We start from the raw sequence: 12,202 nt of genomic DNA, 5'->3' as shown, positions 1-12,202 counted from the left end.
CAAATAATTTGATTAAGAGTTTAACGCCTATTGACGATAAGCTCGCCAGCTAAACAGCCAAAATGTGACGCCCATAAGCGCCGTTATCCATGACAGCTGCTCAAACGCATGGTCCACCAATATCGCTGAGCATACGACTAAGGTGGCGCCAACGCCAAATAAAAACTTTCCTGTCGCCTGCGAGCGCTTGCTTTGTCGATAGCCCTGATAAAGCTGATCCATTCTCTGGTTCATCGCTTTACCTTGTCTTAAGCTGTCGTAAAGCAGCTCCGGCAGTTCCGGTAATTTTTCTGCCCAGAACGGCGCACGATCTTTAATCGCGTTGAGTACCGCCTGCGGGCCAACCTGATTCATCATCCAGCGCTCTAAGTAAGGTTTGGCGGTTTCCCACAAATCCAATTGCGGATAGAGCTGTCGCCCTAGCCCCTCAACGTAGAGCAAGGTTTTTTGCAATAGCACCAGTTGCGGTTGCACTTCCATATTGAATCGGCGTGCTGTGTTGAACAAATTCAGCAGCACGTGACCAAAGGAGATCTCACACAAGGGCTTGGCAAAAATAGGCTCACAGACGATACGGATCGCGAACTCAAACTCGTCGATATTAGTATCGGCTGGCACCCAGCCGGAATCGACATGCAGCTCAGCCACCCGACGATAATCACGATTAAAAAAGGCCAGAAAGTTTTCCGCCAGATAGCGTTTATCTTCACTGTTGAGTGTTCCGACTATCCCGCAATCCAACCCGATCCACTGAGGGTTTTCTGGGTGTTTAGGGCTGACAAACACATTCCCCGGATGCATATCCGCATGGAAAAAGCTGTCACGGAACACTTGGGTGAAGAACACGCTGACACCACGCTCGGCCAGCAGCTTCATGTTGGTGCCGTTAGCAACCAAGCCTTCAATATCAGAAACTTGGATGCCATATATTCGCTCAGAAACCATGACAGTTTCATTACTAAAGTCCGGAAAAACTTCCGGCACGTACAACTCTTCACTGTTTTCGAAATTGCGTCTGAGTTGGATAGCATTGGCCGCTTCTCGGCGCAGGTCCAACTCATCCAGCAGTGTTTTTTCGTACTCACGCACCACTTCAATCGGCTTAAGACGACGTGTCTGCGGCAGCGCTTTAGCGACAATACGCGCCATGCGGTGCATCAGTTTGAGATCGGCATCAATGATGGGGCGAATGTCTGGGCGAATGACTTTCAAAACCACTTCACGACCATTGGATTTCAGGCGCGCAGTGTGCACTTGGGCAATCGATGCCGACGCCAGCGGCGTGACATCAAACTCATCAAACCAAGTTTCAAGCGGTCCGTCCAAGGCTTTCTCTATTTGTGCCTTCGCCAGATGACCATCGAAAGGAGCGACTTGGTCTTGCAGCAGCGCTAAAGGGTCGGCAATGTGCGGCGGGAAAAGATCCCGCCTCGTTGAGAGCATCTGGCCAAACTTGATCCACACGGGCCCAAGCGATTGCAACGCCAAACGCAAGCGTTCTCCGGGCGGCTTATCGGCGTGACGATTTTTAATCCAGAATAAGCTTTTGCGCAGTAAAAGGGGCGCTTTGGTTAGCTGGTGCGCCGGTAAGAGTTCATCTAAACCATATTCCAGCTGCACTTGAATAATCTGATACAGGCGTTTCAGTTCGGTTGGCGTCATGCTCTCTCCAGCAATCGCGTCAAACGCGCTTCCAATTGGGCGGTGGCACTTTGCAGGTCATCCACTTGGTCACAAAAGTGCGCTACTTCTAACGGCCCCGGCGCCACACGCCACTCTTCGGTTAACACTTGTCCCAAATGGTTTTGATGTTTCTTCGCCTGAGCACGCAAAAACTCGCCAACATTGCGCGCCCCTTGCACGGCACTGTGAGCGACCACATCGCCCGTAACGCGCGACAGCCACTCTTCCACATCCGGCTTGGCATCGGTGATCAACTGGGCAAACTTCTGCGCCAGTTGGATATCGCCGTCCAGCACCAGTTGGTCTTGCTTAATCAGACGCGTGATGTTGGCCTGCTCACGCAATTGCGGCAAAACCGAGAGATTGAGCGACAAATAGCAATCTGGCTGGCCTTCATAATCGGCCAGCACATCGATTTGCTGACTGAACACAAAGGTCAGCGTCTGGTTAAGCTCTTTGAGATGGATTTGAATCACCTGCCCTTTGAGACGTAACAGGCGACGCTGTAGATCCGGATTGTCTTTGAACAACACATTGAGTGTGGTTTCAATCGCAGCGGTGATCAGCGGAGCAAAAGGCATGGGCGACCTCAGAATTTAAAACCACGGTGCAAAGCGACAATGCCGCCAGTGAGATTGTAATACGAGGTATTGTCAAAGCCCGCTTCGTTCATCATGCCTTTCAGTGTCTCTTGATCTGGGTGCATGCGAATCGATTCAGCCAGATAGCGGTAACTTTCTGCATCGTTGGCCACCAACTGGCCCATTTTAGGCAACAGATGGAACGAGTACGCATCGTATACTTTGGAAAGCGGTTCAAAAACCGGTTTGGAAAATTCCAGCACCAACAAACGGCCGCCGGGCTTGAGCACGCGAAACATCGAACGCAGCGCTTTCTCTTTGTCGGTCACGTTACGCAGACAGAAACTGATGGTGATGACATCAAAATAGTCGTCCGGGAAAGGCAGCTCTTCTGCGTTGGCTTGCACGTAATGCACATTGCCGACGATGCCGCTGTCACGCAGCTTATCGCGGCCAACGTTGAGCATTGAATTGTTGATATCAGCGAGGATAACGTGGCCTTTTTCACCGACAATGCGCGAGAATTTCGCCGTCAGATCGCCGGTGCCACCACCGAGATCCAACACGCGCTGCCCAGGGCGAGCACCACTGCAATCAATGGTGAAGCGCTTCCAAAGACGGTGAATGCCACCCGACATCAAGTCGTTCATGATGTCGTATTTCGCGGCGACCGAATGGAACACTTGCGCCACTTTGGCGACTTTCTCGTCTTTGGCGACAGTGGTAAAACCGAAGTGGGTGGTTTCCTGAGATTCTAAGGCTGTATCTGATTGCACGCTGATATCCGTCATTATTCTTCCTCTTGAGCAGCACGGTTCGACATCGGACCCAATTTTGGTTATACGGCCCTCGACTGCGGGCGATTAGTTTACTTTATCCTCAGCGGGATGTCTTTCTACTAAAGGGTCATTTTGTGCTAATTGCGCCAATTCGGCCGAAATGGGCCGTTTCACTTCAACCCCTAACTCTTTGAAACTTTCGGCCTGGCGGATGACGTTACCACGGCCGGTAACCAGCTTATTCATCGCCCCTTGATAGCTCTGATTGGCTTTATCTAATGCGCCGCCGAGGTTTTGCATATCATCGACAAACAGGCGCAGTTTGTCGTAGAGCTTGCTCGCGCGCTCAGCGATGATTTGCGCGTTCTGATTCTGCCTTTCGTTGCGCCATAAATTGTCGATGGTGCGCAGCGCCACCAGCAAAGTGGTCGGGCTGACGAGAATGATGTTGTGCTCCAGTGCCTCTTTGACCAAGCTCGGATCAGCCTGAATGGCCAACTGAAACGCAGGTTCGACCGGAATGAACATCAGCACGTAATCTAAACTGTGGATACCGCGCAGCTGATGATAATCCTTGACGCTCAATCCCTTGATATGACTGCGCAGCGCCGCCAAGTGTTCGCTCAGCGACTGCTCGCGCTGCTCGTCCGTCTCGGCATGAAAATAGCGTTCATAGGCGACCAGCGCCATTTTCGAGTCAATCACCACCTGCTTATCTTGTGGCAGAGAGACAATCACATCTGGCTGATAGCGCTTGCCCGCTTCATTTTGCAGGTTAACCTGTGTTTGATATTCGTGCCCTTCACGCAGGCCCGATTCTTTGAGCACTCGCGCCAGTACCACTTCGCCCCAGTTGCCCTGCTGCTTGTTGTCGCCTTTGAGCGCTTGGGTCAAATTGAGCGCTTCCTGGCTCATCTGCTCGTTGAGACGCTGCAAATTTTTCAGCTCATGCACTAAGGTGTGGCGCTCTTTCGCTTCTTGGCTAAAACTGTCGTTAACCTGCTTTTTGAACCCTTCTAACTGCTCTTTCAATGGCGAGAGCAGCCCCTCCAAACTGAGGCGATTTTGTTGATCCACTTTGGCGGTTTTCTCTTCAAACAGTTGGTTCGCCAGCAGCTCGAACTGCTGCTTGAGGCGCGTTTCCGCCTGTTCGAGCAATTGCAACTTCTCTTGATTGGCTTGATTGACCTGCTCGTGGCGCGCTTGCTGCTCACGCAGTTGCGTCTCTAAGCTCGCCTTTTCTTCACGCAGGCGGCTTAACTCGTCGGCGTAGTGCTGGCGTTCTTGTTTAACCGCCTCGAAATAGCGCAGCTTCTCTAGCGCGGCCATCAACTTACCATGCGACTGCTTGACCTCAAACGCCGCTTTATCGCGCTCTTCGTCGTATTCATCCAGCTCGCTTTGCGCTTGGGCCAAGGTGCGCGTGAGCTGCTCAATCTGGCTTTTGGCCAGTTGCTTGTCGCTTTCGAGCTGTTGCAAGAGCAACTGGTTCTGATAGGTGAATTTCTGTTTGGTCCACCAACTGGCGAACGCAGCACTGCAGGTTGCGGCGCCCACGACCGCCAGCAATAGGGTCTGATTTTCGATAATCCATTGCATAATAAGGAGTTGACCGAGCTAAGATGCGTGCTTCAATGGTATTTGGGTACTGGATAAATGTCCAGTTTGTTGCCCAGAAAATCCTCGCTTACACTGGCTGTTTTGTCTCTCACGCTATTGAAACGAGGAATCATGAACGAGCGTCGCGCCCTAGGATTTGGCCTTGCTGCTGTCCTGCTTTGGTCTACCGTAGCCACTGCGTTTAAACTCACTCTGGCCGAATTTTCCCCTATCCAGATGCTCACCATCGCCAGCATGGTCTCGGCCATGGCTCTGCTTGTTATCTGTGCGCTGCAAGGCAAACTGGGGCAAGTTGTCAGCACCTTTCTCGCCAACCCTTGGTATTACCTGATGCTTGGGCTGATTAACCCGCTAGCCTATTACCTGATCTTGTTTAAAGCCTATGACCTGCTGCCCGCCTCGCAGGCACAAGCGATCAACTACAGTTGGGCGATCACCTTGACGTTAATGGCGGCGGTATTTCTTGGGCAGAAAATTCGCAAGCAAGATTGGGTGGCGTGCCTGTTCAGCTATTTCGGAGTGATTGTGATTGCCACTAAAGGCGATGTGCTCGGTTTGTCGTTTGACAGCCCAACGGGGGTGGCGTTGGCGCTCATTTCCACCTTGCTATGGGCTGGTTACTGGATTCTCAATACCAAAAACCGCGCCGATCCGATTGTCGGCGTGCTCCTTGGCTTTCTGGTCGCCATCCCATTTGCGCTCGGGCTGTGCGTTTATGAAGGTGCGAAATGGCACACTATCAGTGTGCAAGGCTGGCTGGCGGTCACCTATGTCGGTCTGTTTGAAATGGGGGTTACATTTGTCCTTTGGCTCTCAGCACTCAAACAGACCAACAACACGGCGCGCATCAGCAATCTGATTTTTGCTTCGCCATTCATTTCGCTGATGCTACTGGCCACCATCATCGGCGAAGAGATCCATCCGACCACCTTAATGGGGCTAGTGCTCATTATCGCCGGGCTGGTGATTCAGCAGTTGAAATGGGGAAAAAACAAGCTCGCCACTGGCGATGCTTAACTCCCATGTTATCTGGCCTACATGGTTAAAATATCGTGGGCCATCTGGCTGCCTTGGCCGCGAATTTGGTCGACGACAAACGCACGTCTGGGCGAAATGCCAAGCGCGGTTGCAGCGGGGTGCTCAGCCAAGTAGCACTGCTTTTCTTCTTCATCCTGCATGGTGTCCCAAACGCGGCTGACATCGCGAGCCAGATAAAGCAAGCAAGCGAGCCGCTTGGCCACTTTCGCTCGTCCGGGATGGTTGATGTTTTCAATCGCATCTTTCATCTCAAGTGGGAACTGCCACGCTTCAGCCAGCTTCACGCCGAGCTCCACCGCGTCCGTACCCAGCACCTGCCGCTGTGCCGCCAGGGGTTTCATCCCTTGGTCAATGCGTTCGCGGATGATCAGCGCTTGCTCTGGCACTAAGGCGTGAATCATCAGCTCGCCGATGTTGTGTAACACACCGGTGGTAAAGACTTCGCTACTGTCGAGCTTGGCCTGATCGGCCAAACGGCTGGCAATCATGGCAATATCAAAGGTTTCTGCCCAATAGCTTTTCAGATCGAGCGTTTCCACCTTAGGAAACGCGCCGCAAATGATAGACGATGATACCAACGTGCGCACCGCCTTGGTGCCAACCCGCACAACAGCTTCATGGAGATTGTAGATCGGCTGGTTTCCGGCAAAGTAAGCCGAGTTCGCCATACGCAGCAAACGCGCACTCAGCACCTGATCCATCGCCAATTTTTGCGACAGCTCAGCAAAGCTGAAATCATCTCGATTCACCATCGCCAAAAGCTCTTGCAGCACACTTTCGATCCGTGGCAACTCATTGAGACGCGAAATCAGCGAATCTTGCGACATAACTTTCTCCTTAACATCAGCAGAGTCATTAAACATAGCGCATACAGCTCTATTTAGGACCAAACAACACATCAAGATACGCAATAAAAAGAATGTTTTAGGCAATAAATTGCTTATTTAGAGACACTCATCGGGCCAGAATTATAGACAAAACTTGCAATTTCACCTTGGGAAAGTGCGGTGAGTTGGTTAGGATATAACCAATTTTATAACATCGTTTGCGCTGATGCGAAACGCGGTTCAATACGCGCTCGCGCCAGTCGGTTTTTTCGGGCGCAACCTTGGGCCCCCTTTTTTCTGTTGCTATTACCTATGTTTCGCTTTGCTATCTCCAATGACGTACTCGCCCGCTGGAAACAGAAGATCACCAAAGCTTCTGAGTTTCTCGATTGCGACTGCTATTTTTACTCATTCAGCTACACGGGGCAGTGGATGCTCGAGTTCGCCATGCCCATCGGCAGCCAAAGCCATTTGGGAGTGGAGATCTACGCCAAACTTGAGCAGTGGCAGGCAGAATGGCCCATAGGGCAAACCGAGGCTCAATACCAAACGGTGAACGATCAGGCGATCGCACTCAGCCCGATTTGGCTGCTCGATCAGCAGTTGTTTGGCGTATTGATCGCCCGTTGTCGCAAAGCGCAGCATGCCGCGCCGATGGCAGTGCAACTGTCTGGGCTCGCTGCCATCTTCAGTTTTGAACTGGCGAACTTATACCATCAGCAGCAATTGCGCCATCAAGCCGCCGAACTCACGGCCATACCCAAGTTGCAAGATTTTATCGACTGTCTTGAAGATCACACGTGGATAAAAAGTGTCGATGGTAAATATCTCGCCACTAACCAAAGTGTTGAGCAGGCTTGGCAAAAAAGTGGGCTTGAGATTGTTGGCCAGAGCGATTACGAACTGTTTCCAGAATCCAGAGCGAAGAAGTTTATCGAATCCGATGAATTGGTCGTGGCCAGCGGCAACCAACAAGTGGTCGAAGAGTGCTATGTGTTTGATGACCAGCAGAATAAAAGTTGGCTGGAGACGATCAAATCTCCCATTCGTAATCGTCGCGGTGAGTTGATTGGCATTTTGGGTATGACGCGCAACATCACCCGTCGCAAACACATCGAAACCCAGCTCACTTTAGCATCCAGAATTTTCAACAACTCCCAAGAAGGGATGGTGATCACCGATCACAACGCGCGTATTCTCGATGTGAATCAGGCTTTTAGCTCAATAACTGGCTACAGCGCCGAAGAAGTGGTGGGCAAAGACCCCAGTATTTTGCGCTCCGGTCATCATGATGATGCTTTTTACCAACAGTTGTGGCAGCAGTTGGAGCAACAAGGCCAGTGGAAAGGCGAATTTATCAACCGTCGCAAAGATGGCAGCATTTACCCACAATTGGCCACCATCAGTGCAGTGCAAGATGAACGACATGAACTGGTCAACTACATCTGCGTGTTTGAAGACATTTCCGCGCGTAAAGCCAATGAAGCCAAGTTAGAGCGCATGGCGTTTTATGATCCACTCACTGGGCTGCCAAACCGTACGCTTTTGGTGAAATTACTGCAACAGCAGATTAAAAGCGGAGAGCAATCTGGACTAAGCTTTGCCACTCTGTTTCTCGATATCGACCATTTCAAACACATTAATGACAGTTTGGGCCACCTGTGCGGCGACACCCTGCTATCGCAGCTTGGGCGACGCCTGTCGGAAGCGTTGCACGGTCGGGCACATATCTCGCGTATTGGCGGTGATGAATTTGTTGTACTACTGCCAGATCTGCAAAACGACGAGCAGTTGACCCAAGCGCTGAGCGATATTCTCAAAGTGTTCAACCGACCCTTTCATCTCTCAGAGCAAGAGAATCTGCGCGTTTCAACCAGTATCGGTATCGCTCGCTTCCCGCAAGATGGCACAGACAGCGCATCTTTGCTGAAAAACGCCGACACCGCTATGTATCTGGCGAAAAAGAATGGCCGTAATGGCTACGCGTTTTACTCGCCAGATCTGACCAATCAGTCGCTTTCACGCCTACGCTACCAATCGGCACTGCACGAAGCGCTGGAAAAAGACCAGCTGTTTTTGCTCTACCAGCCACAATTTAATCTCTACGAGTCGCGCTTAGTCGGCGTGGAAGCCTTGCTGCGCTGGCAACATCCAGAATGGGGATTGATCTCGCCCGCCGAGTTCATTCCTGTCGCCGAAAAAACCGGTTTGATTCAGGAGATTGGTTTATGGGTTCTGCGTAGCGCCTGCCAGCAAGCCGCGACTTGGCTCAGTCAGGGGTACCGTTTTAGTCACATGGCAGTGAACGTGTCAGCGTTACAACTGCAAAATCCGCATTTTATTAGCGAGTTACAAGATATTTTACAGGATACCCGACTGCCAGCGAGAAAACTGGAACTGGAGATCACCGAAGGCTTCCTGCTGCACGATCCGGCCAAAGCCATCCAAGCGCTCAACCAGCTGCGCACGATGGGTGTCGAGATCGCACTGGACGATTTTGGCACCGGCTATTCGTCGCTCTCTTATTTAAAAGGCTTGCCAATCAGCAAGTTAAAAATTGACCGCTCGTTTATCAATGACATTCCCGTCGATAGTGACAGCAACGCCATCGTCAAAGCGGTGATCGCCATGGGCGAAACCTTAGCGCTTACGGTGATTGCCGAAGGGGTGGAGAACCAGCAGCAAGTCGACTACTTGATAAGCCAAGGCTGCTTATTGGGGCAGGGTTTTTATCTCGCTCGGCCACAAGATGCACAGCAAGTGGCTCAATTGATGGTCAGAGAGTAATACTGACCATTTTAACAGGCGTCCTAAACAAGCCAGACCCATTTAGGACGCTGTCCGCTTTACACCCACTGCCCCGCCACAAAGCCGCTTGACCAGCACCACTGGAAATTGTACCCGCCGAGCCAGCCGGTGACGTCCATCACCTCACCAATAAAATACAAGCCAGGAACGGACTTGCACTCCATGGTTTTCGATGAGAGATAATCGGTATCGACGCCGCCTAAGGTCACTTCCGCCGTGCGATAGCCTTCGGTCCCGTTCGGAGCGATTTTCCACTGCTGCAAGGTTTCAATCACCGTTTGCCACTCTTTGCTGTTGTACTGTTTGAGCGGCTTATCACTCAGCTCATTGCGTTCAATCAGCACTTCGGCCAAACGCTTAGGTAGCACCTTGGCTAAAGTGTTTTTCATGCTCTGGTTAGGGTGTTTTTCTAGGTTGCGTGTCAGCAGTTCATGCAGATCGACTTCAGGCACCAGATTCACGCTCACCGCTTGCCCGGCTTGCCAGTAAGAAGAGATTTGTAGCACAGCTGGCCCCGACAAGCCGCGATGGGTGAACAGCAGCGCCTCTTTGAACATGGTGCCGTCCTCTGCGGTGATCTCCGACGGAATCGCGATACCAGAGAGCTCAGCAAACGCTTCTTTGTCCTCTTTGTGCAAAGTGAACGGCACTAATCCCGCGCAAGTCGGCACAACCGGAATGCCAAACTGCTCGGCAATCTTGTAGCCATAAGGGGTAGCGCCCAACTTCGGCATAGACAGGCCGCCTGTCGCCACCACCAAAGATTGGCATGCAAACACTTCTGCGCCCGCACGTAGCACAAAGCCTTGCTCGGTTTTTTCAATCTCGGTGAGTTGCACTTGGTAGCGCTGAGTGATGTTGGGTTGATCGCACTCACTGAGCAGCATGTTGACGATATCTTTCGCTGAATCGACACAAAACAGCTGGCCATGATCGCGCTCTTCAAACTCAATGCCGTACTTGTAGATCATCGAGATAAAATCCCAATTACTGTACTGAGAAAGCGCCGACTTGACGAAATGCGGGTTGCGGCATAAATAATTTTTCGCTGACACATCATTATTGGTGAAATTGCAACGGCCACCACCGGAAATGAGGATTTTGCGTCCTGGCTTTTTGGCGTGATCGACCACCAGCACCCGGCGGCCACGACGACCCGCCTCGGCGGCGCACATCAATCCTGCGGCTCCGGCACCAATAATGACGACATCAAACTGTTTACTCATGCTCGTGAATCTCTCTGGCAATAAAAAAGGATGTGCAGTTGGCACATCCTTACTTTTTCACCGCTATTCTAATGCGAAAGCGGGTTATTTTCCAAGCACTCGCTTACAGAAGAAACGCCGCCAGCAGTGTCACCCCCATCAAGCTGACAGAAAGAACAAACAGCTCGCGTACGCGGTCGCATTTGCCAGTAAACACAGGGTCATGATGATGGTGATACTCGCGGCTTTTTAAGTAGTGATAGAGGCGCACCTGCTTGGTGACATTCCCATGCGTGGTAAAAAAGCCGTTGCCATCCACTTGTTGATACAAGAGCGGGTGTGCTTCTCGCATAATGTAGATAAGAGAACGCAGTGCGGTGAGATAGCGGGCCAGATTAACGCCAGTCACTACCATAAGCGTGAATAGGATAATATCTGCATTGATCATCTTTTCCTCCCTACATCTTCAACAATGCTCAAGAGAAAAAGACGATCGTCGCCTTTTTTCCCGCTACCGGGAACTTAGCGTCCCGTTACGCAGTTGGAGCATCCATCACTGAAGATGAACCTTCTTTCGCCAGTTGTGCCAGATCTTTGTCGATAAAGAACAGCGCCTTGCCATCTTCACCCACAAGTTCGATCTTGTCTAAAATCCCTTTAAACAGCTTTTCTTCTTCGTGCTGCTCAGCCACATACCACTGCAGGAAGTTGAAGGTTGAATAGTCCTGACAGGTAAAGGCAAGGTGAGCCAGTTTATTGATTTGTTCTGTGATCATTTTTTCATGTTCGTAGGTTTCACGGAACACTTCGCCCAAGCTCACAAAATCATGTTTTGGTGCGGCGATGGCGCCTAAAATTGGCAGAGCCCCAGTTTCGCTCACATAAGTAAACAAACGCTGCATGTGGCCCATTTCTTCTACCGCATGCGTACGTAAAAACTGCGCTGCGCCATCAAAACCTTTGTCTTCACACCAAGCACTCATTTGTAAGTATAGATTGGATGAGAAAAATTCCAGATTAATTTGCTCATTCAGTTGGTCGACCATAGTCTGAGACAGCATGTGGGCTCCTGATATTTTCATGTCTGTGGCTGGCAACTATAACACGAAAAATTCGATAACTCTTTGTTCACTGGATACGGTTCTGAGATCCCAGCGGCAAAAAACTGTTCACCTAAGTGCTAATGTTGAACTATACCCAAAGGGGAAAATGATAAAGGAGACCACACCATGAGTTATCAACACATACTGGTTGCCATCGATCTGTCTGACGACAGCAAACTACTGATAGATAAAGCCGTTTCTCTTGCAAAAGCACTGGAAGCCAAAGTTTCCTTTATTCACATTGATGTTAATTACGCCGAGCTCTATACCGGCCTTATCGACATCAACATGGCCGAAGCCCAGCACCATGCGATGGAAGCCTCGCGCACCCAACTAACCAATTTGGCGGAATACGCCAACTTCCCCATCACTCATACTTTGGTCGGCAGTGGCGATTTAAGCAATGAGTTGTGCGACACCATTGGCGAATACAATATCGACCTGCTGGTGTGTGGCCATCATCAAGATTTTTGGAGCAAACTGCTCTCTTCTACTCGCCAACTGATCAACTGCTCGCCAGTGGATATGCTGGTTGTACCATTGAAAGAGTAAGTTTTG

The 12,202-nt window shown here is 50.8% G+C and carries 11 protein-coding genes; 3 read left to right on the top strand and 8 right to left on the bottom strand.

The genetic code is table 11. The features are described 5' to 3' along the window. Nucleotides 1–27: 27 nt before the first annotated feature. The 4 genes from ubiB to rmuC form a co-directional block, all read right to left on the bottom strand. Nucleotides 28–1,662, bottom strand: coding sequence for a ubiquinone biosynthesis regulatory protein kinase UbiB (gene ubiB, locus EA26_RS01250; RefSeq protein WP_039422595.1), 1,635 nt, complete (start codon nt 1,660–1,662; stop codon nt 28–30). Continuing rightward, nucleotides 1,659–2,264, bottom strand: a complete 606-nt coding sequence (locus EA26_RS01245) for a ubiquinone biosynthesis accessory factor UbiJ (protein ID WP_039422592.1) — start codon at nt 2,262–2,264, stop codon at nt 1,659–1,661. Before EA26_RS01245 ends, ubiB begins: the two co-directional genes overlap by 4 nt. A gap of 8 nt (nt 2,265–2,272) precedes the next feature. Then, nucleotides 2,273–3,055 (bottom strand): bifunctional demethylmenaquinone methyltransferase/2-methoxy-6-polyprenyl-1,4-benzoquinol methylase UbiE, encoded by a 783-nt coding sequence (ubiE, locus tag EA26_RS01240; protein WP_039422589.1) that lies wholly within the window; start codon nt 3,053–3,055, stop codon nt 2,273–2,275. A gap of 72 nt (nt 3,056–3,127) precedes the next feature. Further along, complete coding sequence (rmuC, locus tag EA26_RS01235; RefSeq protein WP_039422586.1) at nt 3,128–4,642, bottom strand: DNA recombination protein RmuC; 1,515 nt, start codon at nt 4,640–4,642, stop codon at nt 3,128–3,130. A gap of 132 nt (nt 4,643–4,774) precedes the next feature. On the opposite strand from rmuC, the gene EA26_RS01230 reads away from it, so the two are divergent. Then, nucleotides 4,775–5,680 (top strand): DMT family transporter, encoded by a 906-nt coding sequence (locus EA26_RS01230; protein ID WP_039422583.1) that lies wholly within the window; start codon nt 4,775–4,777, stop codon nt 5,678–5,680. Between the two features lie 17 nt (nt 5,681–5,697). On the opposite strand, the gene EA26_RS01225 is transcribed toward EA26_RS01230, so the two are convergent. Then, on the bottom strand, nt 5,698–6,528 hold the full coding sequence (locus EA26_RS01225) for an HDOD domain-containing protein (protein ID WP_039422582.1): 831 nt from the start codon (nt 6,526–6,528) through the stop codon (nt 5,698–5,700). A gap of 312 nt (nt 6,529–6,840) precedes the next feature. Here EA26_RS01225 and EA26_RS01220 point away from each other — a divergent pair, with 312 nt between their 5' ends. Further along, nucleotides 6,841–9,315 carry a putative bifunctional diguanylate cyclase/phosphodiesterase gene (locus EA26_RS01220; protein WP_039428675.1) on the top strand — a complete coding sequence of 825 codons (2,475 nt, stop codon included), beginning with the start codon at nt 6,841–6,843 and terminating at the stop codon, nt 9,313–9,315. 59 nt (nt 9,316–9,374) lie between these two features. Here the strand turns inward: EA26_RS01220 and EA26_RS01215 are convergent, their stop codons facing one another. The 3 genes from EA26_RS01215 to ftnA all read right to left on the bottom strand — a co-directional run bounded on the left by EA26_RS01215 (nt 9,375) and on the right by ftnA (nt 11,602). Then, on the bottom strand, nt 9,375–10,562 hold the full coding sequence (locus EA26_RS01215) for a BaiN/RdsA family NAD(P)/FAD-dependent oxidoreductase (protein WP_039422579.1): 1,188 nt from the start codon (nt 10,560–10,562) through the stop codon (nt 9,375–9,377). Nucleotides 10,563–10,665: 103 nt separating this feature from the next. After that, the gene (gene uspB / locus EA26_RS01210) at nt 10,666–10,989 is read right to left on the bottom strand and encodes a universal stress protein UspB (RefSeq protein ID WP_039422576.1); all 324 of its coding nucleotides are present in this window, start codon (nt 10,987–10,989) and stop codon (nt 10,666–10,668) included. A gap of 85 nt (nt 10,990–11,074) precedes the next feature. Then, on the bottom strand, nt 11,075–11,602 hold the full coding sequence (gene ftnA, locus EA26_RS01205) for a non-heme ferritin (RefSeq protein ID WP_039422573.1): 528 nt from the start codon (nt 11,600–11,602) through the stop codon (nt 11,075–11,077). A gap of 168 nt (nt 11,603–11,770) precedes the next feature. Between ftnA and uspA the strand changes: the two genes are divergently transcribed. Next, nucleotides 11,771–12,196 (top strand): universal stress protein UspA, encoded by a 426-nt coding sequence (gene uspA, locus EA26_RS01200; protein WP_039422571.1) that lies wholly within the window; start codon nt 11,771–11,773, stop codon nt 12,194–12,196. Nucleotides 12,197–12,202 lie beyond the last annotated feature (6 nt).

Source organism: Vibrio navarrensis, assembly GCF_000764325.1.
Lineage (GTDB): Bacteria > Pseudomonadota > Gammaproteobacteria > Enterobacterales > Vibrionaceae > Vibrio > Vibrio navarrensis.
The sequence above is the reverse complement of the archived record's forward strand: the minus strand, read 5'-3'. Positions and strand labels throughout refer to the sequence as shown.